24 protein-coding genes and 1 pseudogene are annotated in these 21,325 nt (G+C 60.0%); 10 read left to right on the top strand and 15 right to left on the bottom strand.

The genetic code is table 11. The features are described 5' to 3' along the window. Positions 1 to 176 precede the first annotated feature (176 nt). Together AC3CBN_RS06445 and AC3CBN_RS06440 are read right to left on the bottom strand one after the other, a co-directional pair. Positions 177 to 1,103: an MBL fold metallo-hydrolase gene (locus AC3CBN_RS06445; RefSeq protein WP_488635988.1), complete on the bottom strand. Its 927-nt coding sequence runs from the start codon at positions 1,101 to 1,103 to the stop codon at positions 177 to 179. Positions 1,104 to 1,545: 442 nt separating this feature from the next. Then, positions 1,546 to 2,658, bottom strand: coding sequence for an NADH:flavin oxidoreductase (locus AC3CBN_RS06440; protein WP_488635987.1), 1,113 nt, complete (start codon positions 2,656 to 2,658; stop codon positions 1,546 to 1,548). A gap of 133 nt (positions 2,659 to 2,791) precedes the next feature. On the opposite strand from AC3CBN_RS06440, the gene AC3CBN_RS06435 reads away from it, so the two are divergent. Further along, complete coding sequence (locus AC3CBN_RS06435; RefSeq protein WP_488635986.1) at positions 2,792 to 3,670, top strand: LysR family transcriptional regulator; 879 nt, start codon at positions 2,792 to 2,794, stop codon at positions 3,668 to 3,670. A 133-nt stretch (positions 3,671 to 3,803) separates the two neighbouring features. Then, positions 3,804 to 4,340, top strand: coding sequence for a carboxymuconolactone decarboxylase family protein (locus tag AC3CBN_RS06430; RefSeq protein WP_488635985.1), 537 nt, complete (start codon positions 3,804 to 3,806; stop codon positions 4,338 to 4,340). 78 nt (positions 4,341 to 4,418) lie between these two features. Here AC3CBN_RS06430 and AC3CBN_RS06425 read toward each other — a convergent pair whose 3' ends face one another. Then, positions 4,419 to 5,477 carry an AraC family transcriptional regulator gene (locus AC3CBN_RS06425; RefSeq protein WP_488635984.1) on the bottom strand — a complete coding sequence of 353 codons (1,059 nt, stop codon included), beginning with the start codon at positions 5,475 to 5,477 and terminating at the stop codon, positions 4,419 to 4,421. 24 nt (positions 5,478 to 5,501) lie between these two features. Between AC3CBN_RS06425 and AC3CBN_RS06420 the strand changes: the two genes are divergently transcribed. The 4 genes from AC3CBN_RS06420 (at position 5,502) to AC3CBN_RS06405 (ending at position 7,708) form a co-directional block, all read left to right on the top strand. Then, positions 5,502 to 6,038: a carboxymuconolactone decarboxylase family protein gene (locus AC3CBN_RS06420; protein ID WP_488635983.1), complete on the top strand. Its 537-nt coding sequence runs from the start codon at positions 5,502 to 5,504 to the stop codon at positions 6,036 to 6,038. 33 nt (positions 6,039 to 6,071) lie between these two features. After that, positions 6,072 to 6,569, top strand: a complete 498-nt coding sequence (locus AC3CBN_RS06415) for a YkgB family protein (protein WP_488635982.1) — start codon at positions 6,072 to 6,074, stop codon at positions 6,567 to 6,569. An 88-nt stretch (positions 6,570 to 6,657) separates the two neighbouring features. After that, on the top strand, positions 6,658 to 7,197 hold the full coding sequence (locus AC3CBN_RS06410; RefSeq protein WP_488635981.1) for a DoxX family protein: 540 nt from the start codon (positions 6,658 to 6,660) through the stop codon (positions 7,195 to 7,197). After that, positions 7,109 to 7,708 carry an HPP family protein gene (locus AC3CBN_RS06405; RefSeq protein ID WP_488635980.1) on the top strand — a complete coding sequence of 200 codons (600 nt, stop codon included), beginning with the start codon at positions 7,109 to 7,111 and terminating at the stop codon, positions 7,706 to 7,708. The genes AC3CBN_RS06410 and AC3CBN_RS06405 overlap by 89 nt, the downstream gene beginning before the upstream one ends. A gap of 107 nt (positions 7,709 to 7,815) precedes the next feature. Here AC3CBN_RS06405 and AC3CBN_RS06400 read toward each other — a convergent pair whose 3' ends face one another. The 8 genes and pseudogenes from AC3CBN_RS06400 to AC3CBN_RS06365 all read right to left on the bottom strand — a co-directional run bounded on the left by AC3CBN_RS06400 (position 7,816) and on the right by AC3CBN_RS06365 (position 13,950). Continuing rightward, the gene (locus AC3CBN_RS06400; RefSeq protein ID WP_488635979.1) at positions 7,816 to 8,031 is read right to left on the bottom strand and encodes a DUF3820 family protein; all 216 of its coding nucleotides are present in this window, start codon (positions 8,029 to 8,031) and stop codon (positions 7,816 to 7,818) included. A 116-nt stretch (positions 8,032 to 8,147) separates the two neighbouring features. Further along, positions 8,148 to 9,308, bottom strand: a pseudogene (locus AC3CBN_RS06395) (IS30 family transposase). A 509-nt stretch (positions 9,309 to 9,817) separates the two neighbouring features. Next, complete coding sequence (locus tag AC3CBN_RS06390) at positions 9,818 to 10,237, bottom strand: hypothetical protein (protein ID WP_488635978.1); 420 nt, start codon at positions 10,235 to 10,237, stop codon at positions 9,818 to 9,820. 83 nt (positions 10,238 to 10,320) lie between these two features. Then, entirely contained in the window at positions 10,321 to 10,623 is a 303-nt protein-coding gene (locus tag AC3CBN_RS06385) for a hypothetical protein (RefSeq protein WP_488635977.1), read from the bottom strand. A gap of 65 nt (positions 10,624 to 10,688) precedes the next feature. After that, positions 10,689 to 11,954, bottom strand: coding sequence for an IS110 family RNA-guided transposase (locus AC3CBN_RS06380; protein WP_488635434.1), 1,266 nt, complete (start codon positions 11,952 to 11,954; stop codon positions 10,689 to 10,691). A gap of 338 nt (positions 11,955 to 12,292) precedes the next feature. After that, complete coding sequence (locus tag AC3CBN_RS06375; protein WP_488635976.1) at positions 12,293 to 12,763, bottom strand: hypothetical protein; 471 nt, start codon at positions 12,761 to 12,763, stop codon at positions 12,293 to 12,295. Between the two features lie 136 nt (positions 12,764 to 12,899). Then, positions 12,900 to 13,235, bottom strand: coding sequence for an antibiotic biosynthesis monooxygenase (locus AC3CBN_RS06370; RefSeq protein WP_488635975.1), 336 nt, complete (start codon positions 13,233 to 13,235; stop codon positions 12,900 to 12,902). A 154-nt stretch (positions 13,236 to 13,389) separates the two neighbouring features. Beyond that, on the bottom strand, positions 13,390 to 13,950 hold the full coding sequence (locus AC3CBN_RS06365) for a methyltransferase family protein (protein ID WP_488635974.1): 561 nt from the start codon (positions 13,948 to 13,950) through the stop codon (positions 13,390 to 13,392). 31 nt (positions 13,951 to 13,981) lie between these two features. Here AC3CBN_RS06365 and AC3CBN_RS06360 point away from each other — a divergent pair, with 31 nt between their 5' ends. Then, on the top strand, positions 13,982 to 14,404 hold the full coding sequence (locus AC3CBN_RS06360; RefSeq protein ID WP_488635973.1) for an antibiotic biosynthesis monooxygenase family protein: 423 nt from the start codon (positions 13,982 to 13,984) through the stop codon (positions 14,402 to 14,404). Positions 14,405 to 14,466: 62 nt separating this feature from the next. Here the strand turns inward: AC3CBN_RS06360 and AC3CBN_RS06355 are convergent, their stop codons facing one another. The 4 genes from AC3CBN_RS06355 to AC3CBN_RS06340 form a co-directional block, all read right to left on the bottom strand. Then, the gene (locus AC3CBN_RS06355) at positions 14,467 to 15,783 is read right to left on the bottom strand and encodes a Xaa-Pro dipeptidase (protein WP_488635972.1); all 1,317 of its coding nucleotides are present in this window, start codon (positions 15,781 to 15,783) and stop codon (positions 14,467 to 14,469) included. Positions 15,784 to 16,033: 250 nt separating this feature from the next. Continuing rightward, positions 16,034 to 16,366: a hypothetical protein gene (locus tag AC3CBN_RS06350; RefSeq protein ID WP_488635971.1), complete on the bottom strand. Its 333-nt coding sequence runs from the start codon at positions 16,364 to 16,366 to the stop codon at positions 16,034 to 16,036. A 169-nt stretch (positions 16,367 to 16,535) separates the two neighbouring features. Beyond that, entirely contained in the window at positions 16,536 to 16,688 is a 153-nt protein-coding gene (locus tag AC3CBN_RS06345; RefSeq protein WP_488636673.1) for a GDCCVxC domain-containing (seleno)protein, read from the bottom strand. 182 nt (positions 16,689 to 16,870) lie between these two features. Then, a complete protein-coding gene (locus AC3CBN_RS06340) occupies positions 16,871 to 17,743 on the bottom strand; it encodes a helix-turn-helix domain-containing protein (RefSeq protein ID WP_488635970.1) in 873 nt (290 codons plus the stop codon). Between the two features lie 146 nt (positions 17,744 to 17,889). On the opposite strand from AC3CBN_RS06340, the gene AC3CBN_RS06335 reads away from it, so the two are divergent. The 3 genes from AC3CBN_RS06335 to AC3CBN_RS06325 all read left to right on the top strand — a co-directional run bounded on the left by AC3CBN_RS06335 (position 17,890) and on the right by AC3CBN_RS06325 (position 21,321). After that, positions 17,890 to 18,870, top strand: coding sequence for an alpha/beta fold hydrolase (locus AC3CBN_RS06335; RefSeq protein ID WP_488635969.1), 981 nt, complete (start codon positions 17,890 to 17,892; stop codon positions 18,868 to 18,870). 199 nt (positions 18,871 to 19,069) lie between these two features. Then, positions 19,070 to 19,840 (top strand): ATP-binding cassette domain-containing protein, encoded by a 771-nt coding sequence (locus AC3CBN_RS06330; protein ID WP_488635968.1) that lies wholly within the window; start codon positions 19,070 to 19,072, stop codon positions 19,838 to 19,840. Then, positions 19,837 to 21,321 (top strand): ABC transporter permease/substrate-binding protein, encoded by a 1,485-nt coding sequence (locus AC3CBN_RS06325; protein WP_488635967.1) that lies wholly within the window; start codon positions 19,837 to 19,839, stop codon positions 21,319 to 21,321. Before AC3CBN_RS06330 ends, AC3CBN_RS06325 begins: the two co-directional genes overlap by 4 nt. Positions 21,322 to 21,325 lie beyond the last annotated feature (4 nt).

Below are 21,325 nucleotides of genomic sequence, written 5' to 3'. Positions count from 1 at the left end.
AGCCGGCCGGTGCAAGTCCCGCCCTCGCTGCCAGCTACCTGGCAGCCGTGACATGGTCACCGAGAACGGAACGGAATACCTATAATGGGTCGGAAGCGGACCTTTAGGCGCCCGATCTTTCGTTTAGACCGGCCAGCCGGTTCTCCGCCGTGAAGCTGCCGGTCCAATCGAAGGGCTTATTTCACATTATTGCTTTGGTCATGCAAGTGGCTGTAAGCGGCCGGCACATTGACTTGGTTATGCGCCCAATCGAACAGGCTGTATTCGCCATAATCGGCCATCTCGACGGTCTTGAGCGTCTCCTCGACCGAGCGGCCCTCTTCGACCGCTTTACTGACCGCGCTGTCGAGTTCGCGCAGGTAGCGCAGCGGAAACTCTATATCCGCCGGGCTCATCGGTCGGCCGTGACCGGGGATGATGGTGGCGTCTTCCGGCAGGAAGTCGCGAACTCGAGCGAGCGTGGCCATCGTTTCCTTGTGCCGTCCCTCCAGCAGCCACGGAAGCGCCGGCGAGGGTGCTTGGATCATGTTGCCCACCCACAGCACCTTGGCGTCGGGCGCCCAGATGACGAGGTCGCCGGGTGTCTGCGCGAAACCAAAGTGGCGGATCTCTACCGTGCGCCCGCCGAGATCGACGCTGATCATGTCAGGAACGGTGATATCGGCGGAACGTGACTGCACGCGCTCGATGCCCTTGCCCTTGCCCATGAGGCCGAGCATGAACTGACGGTCGTCCTCGAAGTTTTCATCCATATAACGTTTGGTGGCCGGGTGTTGGATCACCACCGTGCTGTCGGGGAACAAGTAGTTTCCATAGGCATGATCGCCGTGATAGCTGGTGTTGACCAGAAAGCGAATCGGCTGGCGCGTTTCTTTGCGCACCAGCCCGATCAGTTGCGATGCGAGGTCACCATTGAGCATCGCCTCGACGACCAGCACACTGTGCTCGCCGATGATGAAGCCGGCGGTCGTGGCCACATGGTCTTTCGCAAACACGTCGTCAGGCATGACCGCAAAGACGCCAGGCGCCAACTCTTTCGACGTGAGGTTCACCCGCGAGGCATCCCACGGGGCTGTGGATTCATGATCAGTTTCGTGCGACATCGTTTGTTTCCTCAAGGTTGTATGACGAAATGCAACGCCCGCCGGGCACGTTGAAAAAGCAAAGACAGGGTGTCCGCTCGGCGCTAGTCTTTTTAAAGCTCTCGCGTTCGCCGCCATTTCAGGGACGGCTTTCGTGTCACCGGGAGCCACCGCTCCCACGGTGCCGTCAATGGCGTCAAGCAATGTTCCAATCTCATGGGTCGCGTGTAACGCAACCGGAATCTGCGGATCTGGCGAATCTCAAGCCCGAAGTCTTCGCTCGGTGCGAAGCGCTACGTTGGCGTGCGCTCAGCGCAAGCGATCGGTGCCTTGTCATCCGTCATTTAGCAAAACCATCGACGGCCCGACGTGAATTTAGTTAAGGGGTAGTTCCGCTGATTGGCTCGCACGTGTCGAAGTATTCCAACGACGTCGGCATGCTTTGTAACGGCCAACAGGTTGCTTAACGACGCAGCGCCAACTCGCTGTCTTTGATATCGGCGATCGGTCCAAGAATGGCGCTATCGAAGGGTCGCAACGCATGTCCGGCGGCCAAGAGCGCTGGCATATTCGGATTGGCCAATGCGCCTCGCCCCATGGCAATGACATCCACACCGGCGCGCAACAATGCTTCGGCGCGGCCAAGATCGTGAAGGCTGCCGTTGGCAATAATCGGAACATTCGGCGCGTATGTTTTGGCCAGTGCAGCCAACGAGTCGACACCGCCTTCAAAGGCCGGGCGCCAGGCTTCGAACTCGGTGACGTGGATGAAATCGACGCCAGCGTCGGCCAACGCGGAGAAGATGATGGCCGCATCCACTTCGCCACCCATCCACTTGGCGTGAAAATCATTCACCTTGCCTTGGGAGATGCGAATACCCACCGGTGCAGTGCCGTGTATCGCGCGCTTTACGCGACGAACCGTCTCCACCAGAAGGCTGACTCGATTGGCGACGCTGCCGCCCCAGCGGTCGGTCCGCTGATTCGAATATTCGGTGAGGAATTGATCCAGCAGATACCCATTGGCTCCGTGGATCTCTACCGCATCGAACCCGGCCACGGTGACTGCACGTTTGGCGCTTGCCACGAAGCCCTCGATGGCCTCTTCGATCTGCGCCTCGGTCATTGCCATCGGAACCTTGTAGGGCCCCTCGCCGTAGTAGAACGCCAGCTGCTGGCCCTTGGGTTGAATCGCGGAAGGGCCGATGCTCTCGTCGCGATGGCGATTGCCCTGGCTCAAGGCACCCGCATGCATGAGCTGCGCCACGATCTTTGCGCCTGAGGCGTGAACGGCCGAGGTGACCGCCTGCCAAGCCCTCGCCTGCTCGTCATCGGCCAGTCCAGGCTGGTTGAGGTAACCCTGCGAGTAGGCGTGGTCGGGATAAATGCCTTCGCTGATCAAAAGTCCGAACCCACCCTCGGCAAAGCCGCGGTAGTACTCGACCATTCGTCCGGTCGGCAGTCCCTCAGGCGTCGCGGTGACGCGGGTCATGGGAGCGACGGCCAGGCGATTGGCCAAGAGGACGCCATGCATATCAAACGGCGTTAGAATGGGTGACGGCTGATCGGCGGGCATGTTTCGCACTCCTGGTAGCAACTGGGTCATCAGGGCGCCACGCATTGGCGTCTGTGCTACATGCTAAGGAGATTTGGCAGGGTGCCTAGCCGCTGGGAACGAGATGCGGCCTTATCTGAATTGGATGTACTGCATGCATCTGCCGGATGTTCGGATCTTTGCGATGGTGGCGTCAGGCAAGAGCCTTTCCGCCGCAGCCAGGCGGCTAGGTATCACGCCGATGCAGGTGTCCCGGCGCATCGCCGCCCTGGAAGAAGAGCTCAGCACGCGCTTGCTGCACCGGACAACGCGCTCCGTATCGCTCACTCCCGAGGGCGAAGCTTTTCTACCGTATGCGCTGGTGATCCTCGATGCCGAAGAGGGCGCGCGTAGTGAACTGGGGCAAGAGCGCTCTGCAGTTCGCGGTCATCTCAAACTCACCGCACCCAGCGTTTTCGGCCAGGAAGTGATCCTTCCTTTGCTGACAACCCTCTTGAGGCAACACCCCGGACTCAAGGTCGAACTCGATTTGAGCGATCGGGTATTCGACATCGTCGCGAGCGGCTACGACCTGGCCATTCGCATCGCAACGTTGAAAGATTCCGACCTGGTCGCGCGCCGGCTCGCCGCCAATGCACGTGTCCTTTGTGCGTCCCCGGAATATCTCGCTGATCGCGGCGTCCCCAGAAAGCTCGCCGATCTGGATCACCACGACTGCATTCTGCTCACGCCGGTGGGTAAGTGGCCTTTCGTGATCGATGGCGAGCTCCATCGCGTGCCACTGTCAGGGCGCTTCACGACGACGAGTGTCGAGGCCGTCAGGGCAGTCGCGTTGAATGGATGCGGAGTCGCCATGCTCGCGCGCTGGGATGTGCGGCAATATCTGCTGACAGGACGCCTGGTGGAGCTGCCGCTTCAAGATGCATCGACCGAGCAACTGTCCATTTGGGCCGTCACGCCCACCCGTCGTTATGTGCCACCCCGCGTCAAAGTCTTTCTTGATGCCCTCGAGCTCGCGCTGTCTGCCGATTGACGCAAACGTCCGCCACGATCCGTTCGGCCCGATCGGCGAGACGAATGAGCATAAAACGGACAATGTAAAGCATTAAAGAACTCCATCCCCACAACTAAAGTGACTCCACCTCAACACCACCACGGAGTCACTTATGTCACGCATGCTTACCCCCGCCGTCGATGCCGCCACCGGTGCAACGGCCGAAGTCTTCGAGCAAATTCGCAAGGTCGCCGGCGGCGTCCCCAATACCTTCGCAGCCATTGGCGCCCTGAACCCGGCAGCCCTGCAAGCGGTCCTGAATGCCGATGGCGTTCTGGCCCATGGCTCGCTCACCAAGCAGGATCAGGAAACGATCAAGCTGGTCGTCAGCGCCGTCGCCGGCTGTGACTACTGTGTCGCGGCGCATAGCGTGCTTGGCAAGATGACTGGCCTGAAGCCGGACGTGCTCGCCCAGCTTCGCGCTGGTGGCGCCACGGGCGACGCGAAGCGTGATGCGCTGGTGGGTTTTGTCCGCACGCTTACAAAGACCTCGGGCACCATCACCGACGACGAGTTCGTCGCCATCAAGAACGCCGGTTATACCGATGCACAGCTGGTCGATATTAGTCTGGCGATCGCCGTCACTGTGTTTACCAACGTGTTCAATCGCATCAACGACACTGACGTGGATTTTCCCGCGGTGAAGTGAGTGCGTCATGGGGGCGCCGCAACGGCGCCCCAGACCCGGTGCGCTGAAGAGCCGTGATGCCGCCAGTGCACAGGCGAGCTATAAGAGATCGGCCATGCCTTCGTTGACGTCGGCTTGCTTGCGCCAGCGCGCTGGCGTCTCGCCCATATGAAGTTTGAACGCGCGTTGGAACGCCGCCTCGGATTGATATCCCACGGCCTCCGCAATCGCGCCCGTCGAGTTTGATGTTTTCCGCAGCTCGTTCGCCGATAGCGTCATGCGAATATCAGTGAGCAAGTCACTCGCCGAAATCCCGAACTTTTCCTGGAAAAGGCACACAAACGTCGCGCGCGACATATTGCACTTGTCGGCCAGCAGCGGCAGCGTCCATGCATGCCCGGGATCGTGGAACATGGCTTCCAGCGCTGGTGCCAGTCGCGGATAACCGGCCAAAGCAAGCAATCCGGCAGGAGCTTGCTGCGACTCGCTGGAGAAGCGCAGCGTCAGTGCGAACAGCGCAGTCGACAAAGCGTCGAGCATGGCGCGACCTCCCAGGAAATCCGCCCCACTCTCTGCCTGCATGAGTGCCATGAGACCGTGCAACTCGGCGCCGCTTCCCGGATTTCCCAAGACTTGCCTGGACAGACCGGTACGCACGATCAGCCGCGGTGGAAGATAACGGCGCAAGAGTCGAGCGTGCTGCGGGGACAATACAAAGCGACCGCACAACATATCCAGGCGAGCGCCTGTTCCTTTGTTCTCGCTGAAAACCACGTTGGCCGCGATTCGGCTCGTGGCTGGCTTGGCCCGTGCACCACTGCCATCGTGCAAGGTGTGCGCTTCGTCATTGACCATGAGCAACAGATCGCCGGCCTTCAGTTGCTCCGTACCTCCCCCATGCGGATCCGCCAGCGAAGCGGTGCCACTCAACACGATGTGATAGGCCATCTCACCGACTGCCGACGCCTCCTGGTCGATGCGCCATGGCGCGCCGTATTGGCAGCGCAGATCGAGCTGCCCCCGTACTGGCGTGATTTCCAGCAGACGACTTAGCCAATCGAGCGGTGGGGACATGGCGAGTCTCCATTGATACTTTTGAGCATAAAAACAATACATGTGAACATTAACGTGCTCAGCACGGCCGCGTAAAGTGCGCATCACCACTTAACGAAGGCGTGTGTCATGCAGCGCATCAACACTCCCAAATTCGAGTCGGCTACGGGGGCAGCAGCAGCCATCTTTGAGCGAATCCGTGAATCCACCGGTGCCGTACCCAATTGCTACGCAGCCGTTGGGCATCTGAACCCCGCGGCACTGAAGGCCATTCTGCAAGCCGACGGCGTCCTGGCCTCGAGTTCACTGAGAAAGCAGGAGCTGGAAATCGTAAAGCTCGTCGTCAGTGAAATCGCGCGCTGCGACTACTGCATGACGGCACACGGTCTGTTGTCCCTCCTCGCGGGCCTCTCACCGGAATCACTGAAGGCCATTCGCGAAAAGCGGCCCACCGGCAATCGCCGCCATGACGCGCTGGTTCGCTTCGTCCATGCGGTGGTGACGACGCGCGGGACCGTCAGTGACGACATCTATGCCGAGATCAAGTCGGCTGGGTACACCGACACGCACCTCGTGGACATCAGCCTGGCCATCGCCACGGCGACGTTCACGAACGTCTTCAACCGCATCAACGACACGCCGATCGATGTCACGGCATTCGTCTAAGTCATCCCATCACAACGATTGAGGTAGATCGCCATGAACGCACTCATCCAACTCCTTGCAAAGTCCGGCCTCTTGAAAAAGGATCTCGATTACCACCTGCTTCGCGCGGCGATGGTCGTCATCTTCGCGTGGTTCGGCTACGACAAATGGTTCCAGTCCGAGATCACCGCACTGGCACCGCTGATCGAGCACGGGCCGCTGATCTTTTGGACCATCCCGGTACTGGGCATTCACGGCACCGCCATCCTCCTGGGCACCGCCGAATGGAGCTTCGGTTCGCTGATACTGCTGGGCTTCTGGAACAAGAAGCTGGGCGTGCTCGGTGCCCTGGGCTCCATCGCCACGTTCATCTCCACCCTGACGATCCTCCCCTTCGTTCCCGATGGTTGGGATGCCGGTGCCGGCGGTTTCCCCGCGATGGCGATGAATGCGGCCTTCCTGTTGAAGGACCTCGTACTGCTGGTGGTTTCGGTTTATCTCCTCAAGCAGGACGTGGTTCGCTCGCTCGGCCACGAAAGCCGCGAGTCATAAGTCCGACACCGCAGAAACGCCGGAGGGCGCCATCCCTCCGGCGACCGATAACGACGACACCAGCATCCCCCACCAAGGCGGCCTTCACATGAACCAGAGATTCATCGCCGGATTTTTAAGCGCTTCAACGGCCTTGCGGCATTGGCAAGCGTTGCCGTTGAGGCTCATCGTGGGATTTGGCTTCATGCAACATGGCTATGCGAAGCTCGCGCGCGGGCCGGATGCATTTGTTGCCATCCTGCATGCGATCGGAACGCCGCTGCCCGAGTACCTCGCTTGGGCCACCATCGTGGTTGAGGGCGCAGGCGGATTTCTGGTTCTCGCCGGGGCACTCGTGCCCTTCGTGGCGCTCCCAATGCTGACCGTGCTCCTTGTGGCCATCTTCACGGTGCATCTGCCGAACGGATTCAGCTCGATCAAGTTGCTGTCCTACGACGTCGCCGGCGCGCACTTCGGCCAGCCCGGCTACGAGACAGATCTGCTCTACGGAGCAGCGATCATTGCACTTCTCATCGGAGGCTCAGGCCCCTATTCGCTTGATGGCTACCTGGTCTCTCGTCGCCGTCGAGAGAGAACCTATCACGAGCGCCACACGGTCAATCGCTATGTCCACCGCATGCATCCATGAAGCAAAGAGGGGCTACTGCGTCTATTGGATCGCTGCAGCCTTGTTTTTCAGCATCGCTGCCATCGGATACATGCCGCCGCTCCTCGTTGGACAGTCGCTTGGCACGACACCGTTGATGGCACCAATGGGCGCCTCAGCCATGCTGATGTTGACCCAGCCAAAGAGTGACTTCGCCAAGCCTTGGACCGTGTTGATCGCAAACGCGGTGGCTACCGGCATTGGATTGCTCATGCCACACCTAATTTCCTCACCGGTGATCGCTGGAGCGGCTGCGATGGCAGCCACGGTGATCACGATGGGTGTGCTGCGCACTATCCACCCGCCGAGCGCAGGCGTCACCCTGATGGCCGCGTCGCTTGGGGCACAGTCCCTGCCCGTAAGCCTGGAGTTCCTGGTCGGGAAAGTGATGCTGGGGACAGCGCTGCTAGTCCTCGTAGCGGTCTCGCTGAATTACGCCGGCAATTTAATCTTCGCTGCGAGAAAGCCCCCGAAAGGGTCAGCTAGTCCATAAGGAACAGTCCCTGCGAGCCGAAGGAAAAGGTCCGCTATGGGTCGACAACGGACATAATCAGGCGCCGGTTTCCATCAGAGAACTCAAGGCCACGGGTATCCGTGTCCTTATTGACGCTTTCGTAGCGGATCGAGCAACGGCTTCAATCCATTGTGATCAAGTTCGAGTGCCAACGCGAGCAGGTTTCCAAGATCGCCAGGTGGAAAGCCTTTGCGCGCATACCATGCAAGGTAGGCACCAGGCAGGTCAGCGATGAGGCGACCTTGGTACTTACCATAGGGCATGGTCATGGTGACCAGACGGTGCAGGTCTTCGGGCTTCAATTGCCGAACAGCCGCAAGCGATCGGTTTGAGGTGCGATCTCTTGATTTGCACTCTTTGCCATGCACTCTCTCGAACTCAAACCCATTACTTCGTGTGTCCGCTGTGGGTGGCGGTCTCAACCGGTCGATGCAACAGCTTGTTGGAATCGTTCGGCCGGTGTTTCAAAGCCTAACGTCTCTCGAGGCCGCTCGTCCAATTCTCTTGCGACAGCATTGAGCTTCGCTTGGGTGATACCCGATACATCCATGCCTTTGGGAAAGTACTGCCTCAACAGTCCATTGGTGTTCTCGTTGGAGCCACGTTGCCAGGGATGGTACGGATCGCAAAAGTAGACCTTGATGTCAGTGGCCAGGGTGAAGCGATGGTGACCCGCCATCTCTGATCCCCGATCCCAAGTGAGCGACCTGTAGAGCTCCCGAGGCAACTTGTGCGCGTGCTTGATCAGTGCGTTGATCACCGTCTCGGTGTCACGCCGATCGGCCTTGACCAGCATCACGTAACGCGTCTTCCGTTCGACCAGGGTGGCGATCTGACTGTTCTTGTTACCAAAGAGCAAGTCACCTTCCCAGTGGCCGGGCACCGCGCGATCCTCGACACACGCCGGTCGCTCACTGATGGAGACAGTTCCGGTGATCCTTCCGTGGTCGTCAGTCTTTTGCGTGTGATGGCGCGAACGGCGCATCGCGCGCGATCGCCGAAGATGCGCGAGGAGCTCCTTTTTCAAGGCTCCGCGGGACTGAATGTAAAGCGTGCGATAGATCGTCTCGTGTGACACCTGACAGCTCGTATCGTCGGGATAAGAGTGCTTCAGCCATCCGGCTATCTGTTGGGGCGCCCAATGGTGCTGGAGCTTCGCCGCCACCCATCGCGCCAAGACTCGATGCGTGGACAGCTTACAGAGCTTGGGGCGTCGTGCTCTAGCCCAGGCGGCCTCATCCGCCTGGTTGGCACGATACGCCAGCGGGCCGCCGTTGCGGGCGATCTCTCGACTAATGGTCGATGGCGCCCGCTGCAGTGAGAAGGCGATAGCGCGGACGCCATGCCCAGCGACCAGTCCGCGTGAAATGACCTCGCGCTCGGCCAACGTCAACGCGCGCGGCGAGCGTCGACGCAACGGTGGACGGATGCCACCTGAAGCCGCGAGAATCTGGCGAACCGCCCCATGGTGTCGATCAAACAGCCGTGCGATCTGATGCAGCGACTCACCACGCTGCTAGCGATCCCACATCTGGGACTTCTGCTCTTCGGTGTAATAGATTCGGGTCCGGTGCCTCATCTGCAACACTCCTGCTGCTTGCGCAGTCGCTAGTGTGTTGCATCGACCGGTTGAGACCGCCGTCGCAAGCGGATGGTTCGTCCTGAGTCGGGCTGCGCACACTACGTCGCCGAACTCATATTCGTAACGATGATCGCAACAATGAGAAAAACTGCCCAGATGATGAGAACTGACCTCCCAATCCAGCCTCGAAGCACAAGCCCGTCGTGAGTCAGGAGACGCTCTATGAAAAGAGCGTTCAAGGGATTGCCGATCGTAAGCCGTTCGTAGTCAGGATCAGATCTTTCTGTGTAACGGGAGCCGCCTGCGATGAAGCGGACGACAAGCCCGCTTAGACAAACGAAGGACGCGGCCATGGCTGCAAGGAAAAGGTCGCCTACTGTCATAGACACAGTCCTTCTAGGGCTTGGAGAGTTCCGACTACGCGCTGCGCCACCTGCTTCGCCAAGATCTTATCCGAAACGAAAAGGTCCGCTACGGGTTGGAAGCGGACGTTAGATGCAGTGTGCTCAACTATTCGCGGAAAGAAAAATGGCGGTCCGCTCGGCACTGGCAAGCACGTTGTGAATCCATGTGAATCCGTCGACGTCTTCGTCCTCCATGGCAAAGAAGTTCCAAAACGGCTTCTCCGGTACATAGGTGACTTTTTCGATCAACTCGCCACCGTCGTAAACGAAGAACGTGCGCCGTTCCTCCTCCTCGACCACCGCGACCCTGATGCTTGGAGTGACGGACACCAGCGCTCCACCGAGCAGTAGCCACGGCTGCCCGTGCATGGCTCCGAGCCCAAATTGCCGCCCTCCGCTCTCGAAGAAAGTTCCGTTGGTCTTTGACTCCTCGCCGTCGGCAGTCGAAAACTCTTTGATCGACTGACCGTCGTCACTTACCTGAATGCGATTTCGGAAGCGCTCCATGTTTCTCAGGATCACTAAGGCATCCCCTGGCTCGATCGATTCAACCCGGCGACGTCCGCTCCGGGTCGGAAGCGGACATTGTCTACTAAGTCTTTTCCTCAAAATGCGTTTCGGGCAAATCCTATAACGACCACGGCAACGGGTAAGAAAAATAGGATCGCAACGGCGATAGCTCTGCGCCTAGCGCCGTGAAATGCAAAGCCAGAAAGCCAGAGTGAGAGCGCTGCAACAGCCAGCCCTGCACCCGTAACAAGCGTCGCTTTTGCGTAGTAAGCCGCTTGCCAGTCGCCAGGAGTAGCGCGACCAAAATCCCGTATCGACATCAGATAGCCGGAGGCCATAAGAAACCATCCAATAAGGATTAGGGCTAAGGCGAGGTTCGCACTGATGTTCGGCTTCAACGGAGGAACTCCAGTCTCTGGTTAGGACAATCGGGCATGTCCGCTTCATGCCCTGAGCCGTTCCGTCAACTATCTGACGAAGCCAGGCCAGCGAGCAAGGGCGAGCCACGGCGCTGCAGGGCCATAAGGTAGCGCGACTCGTCGTAGGGTGTGTGGGACTGCCAACAGCGATGCAGGATGCGGATCCACTTGAAGGCTAGCGCACGCACGGCCACTTGGTGCGGGCTGCCCTTGGCGCGCTGTTGGCGATAGAAGGCTCCGGCCCAGAAGGACTTGTTGATCGTTTGGGCAGCCCACTCGATGAAGGTCTGGCGGACGAACGTAGGGCATTGCCAACGCCAGTGCACCCAGCTTTTCTTGCCGCTTCGCTCCGTCACCGGCGCCACACCGGAATAGCGCTGCAGTTGCTCGGCGCTGGCGAAGCGTTCGCGTTGCTCGCCGAAGGCAGCCAACAGCCGTGGCGTCAGGATCGGCCCACTACCCGGCAAGGCTTCGAAGAGCGCGTAGTCCGGAAGCGTGGGAGCGAGCACGGCAATCTCTTCGTCGAATCGTTCGATCGCACGCAGTGCCACCTGCAACTGCTCGACCAGGGCCTCAGCCAGCAGCTGATGCGTGGTGATCACGGCCGGATCCTCGGTCAACGGCATGGCTGTGCGGATCGCCTCCACGCGGTCGGCAATGACCGTGGCAAAGCGTACGTTGTGGGCACGGAAGAACGCTTCAAGCGTGGCCTTGCGCGCCCGCTTGGCCTGCTTGAGCGTGGGCCAACGTCGCAAGAAATCGAAGAACACCACGGTATCGTGCTGCTTAAACCAGTCCAGTAGCTGGGGGTAATACTGCTTGAGTGTGTTGCCCAAGCGATTGACCAAGCGCTTCTTGTCGTCGACCAGCAATCGTCGCTGCTCGACGAGGAAACTCAAGGTGCGCATCTCCACACTTTGGGGTTTGAGCGGCGTAACTCGGTCGGGATAGCGTTGCATCAGCTCCAATGCCAGCTGTGCATCGGTCGGATCGTCCTTCGCCCGGCTGGGTTTGAACGCCCTGCGATACATGGCCAGCAGGCTGGCATCGATCGAAAACAGAACGATGAAATCGTACTTCTGCAGTGCATACACCACGGGCCCTTTGGCCAGCTCCAACGCGATGGCAATGCGCCCACCGAAGCGCTGATGCAATCCACGCGCCCACGCATCGATGGCATCGGGCTGATGGGCGAATGTGCCGAACTCATACGCGTCGCTGCCAGCCGGTTGCAGGCAGACGTCGTGCTTCGCATCCGCCCAATCCAAACCGATGAACGCCGTAAAATCGTCATCCCGATGTGTGCGCATACGTCACCTCGTGGCGTGATCACGATACGAGACCTGCGTGCTTAAGCTCGGCGAAGCCAATATAGAGAGCCGATCACTCGGCGAGCCCTGAGTATTCGTTAGGGAACTCAAGCGCACCGGCCGGCTCGAAACCAAAGCGGCGAACATCGGATGTTTGGGTCGGAATATTCGTAGCCGGCCGGTGCAAGTCCCGCCCTCGCTGCCAGCTACCTGGCAGCCGTGACATGGTCACCGAGAACGGAACGGAATACCTATATCGGGTCGGAAGCGGACGTCCCAAGACCGCTATGGCACTACTTCGTAACACGGCCCTATGGCCGTCATCGATGTAGAGAAGGTCATTCTCTCGCGCTCCGAAACCACAAGGGGAGAATGCCCACCCGCACAAGGAAAAACCACGCAACCACTCCACCGACGCCTGCGATGAGTGCCAGTAGATGCGCGTCCAAATAAAACCACTGCTTGGAACTGCCATTGATCACATAGGTAAAATTTGTCGAGGCTTTAACAATGTGCGTCCCTTCGACCAATGGGCTTTGTTCGAACTGATATCCGAATGGCACAAAGTCACTGACCGATCCATCCTGCCTAACGATCGAATAGTGAGTCACACAACGGTTGTTTAGGGGCTTCTCGCATACTTGGTAGGGCGCGCCAACCACAAAGTCTTCGGCCGAAAAAAATACGGTTGCTATCCTGTTTGCGCAAAGCAAGACAACGAAGCCGCTCCAGAAGACAAGCGCGATCGCAGCCACAAACGCGAAAGGGTTGGACGCGAGCTCATCTGGGTCAAAAATTGGCCTACGCATGTTTCACCACGTTCCCTTTGACGGTCTATTGAAAGGTCCGCTCTGGGTCGAAAGCGGACATCTCGCGCACGCCAATCGTCGCATAACGACCGCCACGCGAGATCGTTGTTCAGCAAGGCATAGTTCGTCGGATGCGCTAGGAGCCTTCCTGCCGAAGTGGAGCCAGGAAGTCGGATACGGGCTCGAGAATCAGCTCCGGTAGAGTCTCAGCGATGGCTTCTCGTAGTTGTTGCCAGGCATCTGGGTCGACAGATGGGCGGGCGAGACCCTCAGCCTTTGCCGTGGCGGATGGCCACTGTGTATAGCTGTACCAAATATTGTCGGGGCCACGGTGCAGGCGCGAGCCCAACGATCCCCGTTCGGTCAGCAGCAACTCTGTAACTCGCGACCAGGCCCGGACGAAGGACTCTTCTGATCCCGGATGTAGACGCCAACGGTAGATGGCGCAGAAAGCTGGACTAGCGTTGTCCATATCTCACCCTAGTAGCTGTGGAAATTTTGCAATTCTCTCGCTTCAACGTACAGGACGATAGGCATCTCGTGGCGCTTGCCGGGAACGTGCGTTTCGGGCCGAAAGCCCATCTTCCGAACTTGCAGCCCGACTGGCCCGAGCAGGAAGCCGTCGGTCAATAGATCCACGGAATAAGACGTTTGGTACGTGATGCGTATTGGCGATAAGCCTCGCCGAATGCCGCTGAGAGTGCCGCATCTTCTTCGCGAATACGGTAGAGGTAGATGTACGTGGTTATGCACATCATCACAATCACGCTCAACCAGTTGCCCAACGCGAGGGCCAAGCCGAGGAAGGCGATCAGCGCACCCAGATAACTCGGGTGCCGCACATAGCGGTACAACCCGGTTTCCTTCAGCTGATGGTCAACCCGAACGGCCACATTGGGTGTGTGGAAACGACCAAGCTGCACGATCGCCGTTGAGCGCACAACGATGCCGACTCCCATGATCAGCAGGCCCGCGACCTGCAGTCCAACCCAATGAATGGCTCCCACCGTGCCGTACGACAAAGCGATACTGGCTGCATAAGCTAGCGGGTTGCCGATCATGAGCAATTTCAGGGAACGGCGATCACGGTTCTCGGCCTCGCCTGTTTTAAGGCGAAAAACGACGATGGCATCGACCATAAGCCACAGGAAGAAGACGACCAGAGCAATGCCACGCACGACGTGCATACCAGCCTCCTGACTCTCGCATCACAAAACCATGTGGATGATGCCTCAGATCCGCCTTGACCAGAGGTTCTGGTCCGGCGCGTACCGGCCCGGGCATCCCCTGATGAAGAGGAGTGACACCCTGAGCTACGACATCATCTGGGAATTTTTCGTACCCGTCGCCCGCGTGGCTGATTTTGAATCGGCTTATGGCCCGGAGGGGCCTTGGGCTCAGCTTTTCAGGCGAGCGCCAGGTTTTATCGAAACGAAGCTGCTGCGCTGCCGCGAGCACACGGGGCGTTATTTCACTGTGGATCGCTGGCAGTCGGACGAAGCATTCGAGAGCTTCAAACTCAACCTCGCGGCCGAGTATCAAGCCTTGGATCGACAGCTTGAAGGCATTGCGTCGTCAGAGGTACGCCTGGGTGCATTCGATACGCTTTCGCAGATCTCCTTGCCGCCCACGCTCCCTTAGCCGAACGTGCGTGCCGAAACTCATCGGCACGCACGCCCTTCCACAACCGCCAGTTTGTTACCTCAGCGCTTGAACTCGTTCTTGTCGACCGCGCCGCCCTTCATCACGAACGAAACGTGTTCGAGTTGCGTGATGTCCTTGATGGGATCGCCGCCAACGGCAACGAGGTCGGCGTAGTAACCCGGCGCCACGGCGCCCACCTTGTCCTTCATGCCGAGCAGATCGGCGGCGTTGACCGTGGCGGCCTGGATGGACTGCATCGGCGTCATGCCCCACTTGGTCATCGCGGCGAATTGCTTGCCGTTCCAGCCGTGCGGATAGACGCCCGCATCGGTACCAAAGGCGAGTTTTTCACCGGCTTTCACAGCGTGCTGGAAGTTCTCGCGTTGCATGCGGCCGACCAACTTTTCCTTCTCGATCATGGTCGCCGGGAAACCCCGCTTTGTGTATTCGCTGAGGATGTAGTCGTCATTGTAGACGTCGAAATCGAGATAGGTGCCGTGCTGCTTGGCAAGTTTCAGGCCCTCCTCGTCGATCATGCTGCTGTGCTCGACCGAATCCACGCCGGCGCGTATGGCCATCTTGATGGCTTCCGCGCCGTGCGCGTGCGCTGCCACTTTCTTTCCCCAGCGATGCGACTCATCGACGATCGCGTTCATCTCTTCCTGCGAATATTGCGGCGCGCCCACCGACGTCTCCGCGCTGAGCACGCCCGCGCTGGCCATGAACTTGATCACGTCAGCGCCGTTCTTGACGTTCTCGCGCACGCGATGGCGGATGGCGTCCACGCCATCGGCTACGCCGTCTACTTCATGGAATTCGATCCACGGCGAGAAGCCCGTGGTGCCGTCGGCGTGACCGCCAGTCGCGCCCAGCGGCGGGCCAGACACCAGCATGCGCGGGCCGGGGATGTCCCCGCGATTGATCGCGTTGCGCAGGGCAACATCGACAAAGTCACCGGCGCCGAGATTGCGCACCGTGGTGAACCCGGCGTCCAGCGTGCGCTTGGCGTACACGGGCGAAAGAATGGCGGAGTCGATCGAGCTGCGCTTGAGCACGGCCTCGTAATAGTCGCCCTTGACCTCTCCCGGGTCGCCGGTCAGGTGGACATGACAGTCGATCAGGCCGGGCAACAAGGTGGCGTCGCCGAGGTCGATCACGTTGGCCCCGGCTGGCACCTGGCCGTCGTAACGCACTTCGGCAATGCGCTCGCCCTCAATGATCACCAGGGGATTGTTGCGCACCGTGCCGGTTTGCACGTCTACCAGGTGGGCGGCGCGCACGACGACTCGCGTTGGGGAAGGCACGTCATCGGCCCGGGCAGCGGCGGTGGCTCCAAGGGCCAGCGTGATGGCGGCGAAAAGAGGTAGCAAGCGCATGAGACAACTTCTCCGTGGGCAATGGGCAAGGTAGCTGCACGGGCGGACAGCCGGACGATGCGCGTTGCGCCACGGTCATGCGATATCCCCCTTCGCCACCTTACCGCGAATGGCGGCGAGGTAAACCACCTCTTTGGTCACGAATGACAATGCCGCGGGGGGTCGATGCTCCTCAGAGGGCAGTCCACGTTCTGCTAAAAACAGGCACCTCGTGCTTGTACCGAGCTGGCAGACCCGTTTCCAAAAGCCCTCAGGGCCAAGCACGCCACATGGCAAACAGTATGAATGCGAACAGCGCCAGACCCGCAGGAAGCAATACACGAACCCTACGAGCGTAATAACCCGCCAAAGGTGAAGTCAGTTGATTCGCGCGTGGGCTGAAAGCTGTCCGGATGACCGCCATGGTGACATTCGGATCACCGAGACGTGGCAGCCCGTCATAGAGGAAGCTTAGGGAACCTCTGCGTTGCACCCACTCGGGCCGCTCAGAATTGACGATCCCATAGAACTTGGTGATCGCATACAGATAGGCGATGGTATTCAAGACGAAGAGCCAGCCTGCAACGATCATCAATGTCTTCATGGACTCCCCCCTTACCGTAGAAGGCTCTGGACCCGCACCGACCCGATATCAAGCCGCCCGTGTGTCAGTCGGAGCAGATCTTCACAATCTCTACGTCCTTGTATGTAGCCGCACTCGGTGACTCGGGGGAGACAGAACGAGGGTTGCTGCCGGTTGCACCAAGGGCACCTTAGTGCCCGCTGCAACACGACTTCTGCTGCTGAACCGGAGGGCATGGCATCGTGCCGTAGGAACAGAACACGCAACAGTCACCGGGCTTGGGTCGCAACAGAGCGCCGCATCCTGCGCAGTCATAGAAGAAGATGCAGGCGTTTGTTGGCATCGTTTCGGTTCCCTGATGGCCGCACTCCGGACAGGTCAGCGTGCTTTCCAATTTCAGCGGTGCGATTTCGGTATCCATGACGACCTTCTATAGCGGATGGCCCGCCGTGCCATCGTGAAGTTGAAAACGAGAAATTCGGGGCAAATGCAGACGATCGAGAGTGAACTCGCTCCATCACTGCTTCATTGAAACGAAGCCGCGATCTGGGTAGGGCTTAATCCCAACACGCGACGCATGCAGCGAGCCATGTGGCTCGGATGCGCAAAGCCCGCCTCCAGCGCAATATCGGTGAGGCTCCTTCCCCCTTCGAGCAGCCGCACTCGCGCGCGCTCCACACGCCGCTCCAAGACAAAGCGATGGGCCGGCATGCCTACCGCTTGCTTGAACAGCGGTTTGAAGTGCGACAGGCTGAATCCCGCCACGCCTGCAAGCTCAGCGAGCGTAAGGTCTTCATCGAGATGCGCCTCGATGTACTCGATCACGTGGCGCAGTCGCCATGCCGGTAGAGCGCGACCAGGCTTGGAAGTTGCGTCTCGCTTGCGAGATTGCAGGGCGAGCAGGCGTGCGGCAAGTGCGGAGGCGAGGCTGTCGGCGAACAGCCGGCCACCCGGATATGCGTCATGGTCTTCGGCTTGCATCATCCAGCCGATGCGCTCGACCTGCGGGTCGCGTATGTGAATCGAAGGCGCCAGTTCGGCATCTCGCGTGCTCAGCCCCATGGCCTCGGCGGTGTTCTGCAGAAGCGACGGTGTCAATCGCAGCAACAGGGAACGCGCTGGCTGTGACACCGTCCAGCGAGTGGTCGCGCGTGAGGGCACGACACAGAACTGGCCATGGATGCGCACCCCTTTCCGCTCGTAGTTGCCTGCGCGGTAGGTAACCGGCACGGGGTCGCCGAGGTGTAGGCAAAGAACATGCCGGTCATCCACGGGCGATTGGAACACTCCGGGGGGAACCGGCGAAGTGAGCACGTCCAGTAGCGGCAGACGTTCCTGCCTGACGCTGGACAGCAGCGCGGCGGAAGGACCGGGGTAGCAGGAGGGTCGATCGCTCATGGCCGGATGCTTCTACGCGGCCGGGCGCGGTGCAAGTGCCGAAAATCATCCGCCTGTGTCCGGCACCGGCCGTTTGTGCGCGCGGCGCAGCGGCGACATTGCCAGCATATGCACATGCAGAAGCATTCGCCGCATGGAGACTCGGAATGAAGCGTAGGCAGTTCTTGAAGTTTACCGGCGCGACGTTCGCCGCCGGTGTCGTTGGCGCGCTCGTGTCGCGCGTGGATACCGTCCGCGGCGCAGTGGCCGCAGGCAACTCGCAACCGACCAGCGCGGAAGCATTTCGCGCGGCGCGACGCTTCGCTGACCTCCCGTTCGGCAAGATCGCCTATGTCGAGCGCGGATCGGGCGACGTGGCATTGTTTCTGCATGGCGCGCCGCTCAACGGCTTTCAGTGGCGCGGAGCGATCGATCGGCTATCCGCTTACCGGCGCTGCGTCGCACCCGATTTCATGGGGCTCGGATACTCACAGATTCCCGAGCACCAATCGCTGGCTGCCAGCGCCCAGGTCGCGATGCTCGCGGCCTTGCTCGATACGCTTGCGATCTCCAAGGTCGACATTGTCGCCAGCGATAGCGGCGGTGCGGTCGCGCAGTTGTTCGTGGTTCGCTATCCCGAGCGCGTAAGAACGCTGCTGCTGACAAATTGCGACGTCGAGCCCGACAGCCCGCCGTCCAAGGTCAAGCCGGTCATCGAGATGGCGCGCGCCGGAACACTCGCGGACTCGACCGCCAAGTGGCTTACCGACAAGGCGCTGGCACGCTCGACGTTTGGTGCGGCGGTTTATCACGATCCCAGCCGCTTTGCCGATGAAACCATCGAGTACTACGTGACCCCGCTGGTGAGCTCGCCGTTACGCCGGGCGCAATACCACGCTTACCACATCGCACTGGAGCCCAACCCGCTGGTCGGTATCGAATCGGTGCTCAAGCGCAGCACGGTTCCGGTACGGATCGTGTGGGGTGCCAGCGACGATATCTTCCCACTGGCGGATGCCCACTATCTCGATCACACGTTTCCACGATCCCAAGGCATTCGCCTTGTGCCCGGAGCGAAGCTGTTCTTCCCGGAGGAATACCCTGAGATCATTGCCGAAGAGGCGAAACGTTTGTGGCATGTGGCGTAACTTTGGCGGGCTTGGAGGATCAGGATGCTGGCGCCCCACGGCAACCAGCGAGCATGACGTGGTCGCCGCCGGATGCTTGCAGTACAGTCATGACCCATGCTGCAGGCCTGCCGACACCACGCTTCCACGCTGAGAGCTGCCGGTTCATCTGGCCGGGAAAGCGCTCGCGTCATACCGTCGGTTTGCCATGGAGGTGGTCTTGTCCGGGGCTGATGCGGCGCCGGCCGCAGCCTTCGCACTGGAGCGCGTAAGCAAGCGCTACGGTGCCGTCGTCGCGCTCGACGACATCAGCCTGGCCATTGCTGCGGGAAGCACCACGGCGCTCATCGGAAGCAGCGGTTCGGGCAAGTCGACGGTGCTACGTCTGCTGCTGGGCCTGGACTGGCCTGACCAGGGTGTCGTCAAAACGGACGGCCAGATGCTTGAGCGATCGCATGCCCTGGCGTTGAGGCAAAGGGTCGGTTATGTCATCCAGGAAGGCGGCCTGTTTCCGCACCTGACCGCCCTGGGTAACCTAGCGTTGCAGCCACGCTATCTGCGATGGAGTGCCGAGCGGATCCGCAAGCGTGCGGAGGAGCTGGCCGAACTGACTCATCTTCCGCATGACGTGCTTGAGCGCTATCCCGCTGAACTTTCCGGCGGCCAGCGTCAGCGCGTCGCGCTGATGCGCGGCCTGATGCTGAACCCGGATGCCCTGCTGCTTGATGAGCCATTGGGCGCGCTCGATCCCATTGTTCGTCACGAGCTCCAGGACGAGCTCAAGCGCATCTTCGATCAGCTAGGCAAGACGGTGATTGTGGTGACGCACGACTTGGCCGAGGCGGCATGGTTCGCCGAGCGCCTGATCCTTCTGCGAGAAGGCAAGGTGGTGCAGGACGGCCGGATCGATGATCTGTGCGACCGGCCCGCGGACGACTTCGTCCATCGCTTTGTGCAAGCGCAGCGGCGATTGCCGGAACCGGCCGCATGAAACGCGCATCGCTGATGATGCTACTGCTGTTTGCGTTGTCATCGACATCGCTGTGGGCCGTGCCGGTTCGCATCGGCTCCAAGCAATTCACCGAGTCGGTGATTCTTGGCGAAATGGCACGACTTGCAGCGGGTGAAGCAGGCGTCCAGGCGCAGCATCGGCGCGAGCTGGGCGGCACAAGTATCCTTTGGAGCGCCTTGCAACACGGCGATATCGACGTCTATTCGGAATATACGGGCACGATCACGCATGAGTTGCTCAAAGGCGTGGCACCCGATGCCGACATAGCCGAGCTGCGCGCGAGGCTCAAACCGCTCGGCATCGGCATCACCGATTCGCTGGGTTTCAACAACACCTATGCCATCGGCATGCTTGCCGACCGGGCGGCGCAGCTTGGTATCACGCGGATCTCCGACCTGGCGCTGCATCCCCAATTGCGCTTTGGCTTCTCCAATGAGTTCATGGATCGCGTAGACGGGTGGCCCGGAATTCGTCAACGCTATGGTTTGCCGCAGGCACAGGTGCGCGGCCTTGACCACAGCTTGTCGTATCGCGCCGTGGCGAGCCGTGCTGTCGATGTCATCGACCTTTACAGCACCGACGCAGAGATTCCCTATTACCGCCTGCGCACGCTCGATGACGACAGGCATTACTTTCCACGCTATGAGGCGGTGTTTCTCTATCGCCTCGAACTGGAACAGAACAACCCCGCATTTGTCGCCGCGTTGCGCAAGCTTTCCGGTCGTATCGACGAGGCGTCCATGCAACAGATGAATGCCGAGGCGAAGCTCAAAGGCATCAAAGAAGGCGAGATCGCCGCACGCTTTCTGGGCGTGCCAGCGGATGATGACGGTTCGGGATTCTGGTCACGTCTGCTGCGACGGACCAGCGAACACGTCAAGCTGGTGATCCTTTCGCTCGGCATGGCTGTGCTTCTCGCCATTCCGCTGGGCATTCTGGCTGCGCAGTGGAAGCGAACAGGCCAGCTGGTCATGGGTTTTACCGGCATCCTGCAGACGGTGCCTTCCCTGGCGATGTTCGTGTTCATGATCCCGCTGTTCGGCATAGGAACATGGCCGGCGATGGTTGCCCTGTTTCTCTATAGCCTGCTGCCCATCGTGCGCAACACTCACGCAGGCCTCACCGGCATCCCGCTCGAACTTCGCGAATCCGCCGCCGCGCTGGGCCTGCCTGCCGGCTTCCGGCTGCGTCGTGTGGAATTGCCCATGGCCATGCGGTCGATACTGGCTGGTATCAAGACAGCCGCGGTAATCAACGTCGGCACAGCTACCCTCGCCGCATTGATCGGCGCGGGCGGTTATGGCCAGCCGATTCTTACCGGCATTCGTCTGGACAATATCGGACTGATACTGGAAGGCGCGGTGCCCGCCGCGCTGCTAGCGCTGCTCGTACAAGCGATGTTCGAAGGTGTCGAGCGCTGGCTTACGCCACGAGGCCTGAGAATCGAGGCGCGGCAATAGAGGC

The organism is Dyella sp. OK584 (assembly GCF_057787755.1).
Note: the sequence above shows the minus strand (reverse complement) of the source record. Positions and strands in the feature narration are given on the sequence as shown.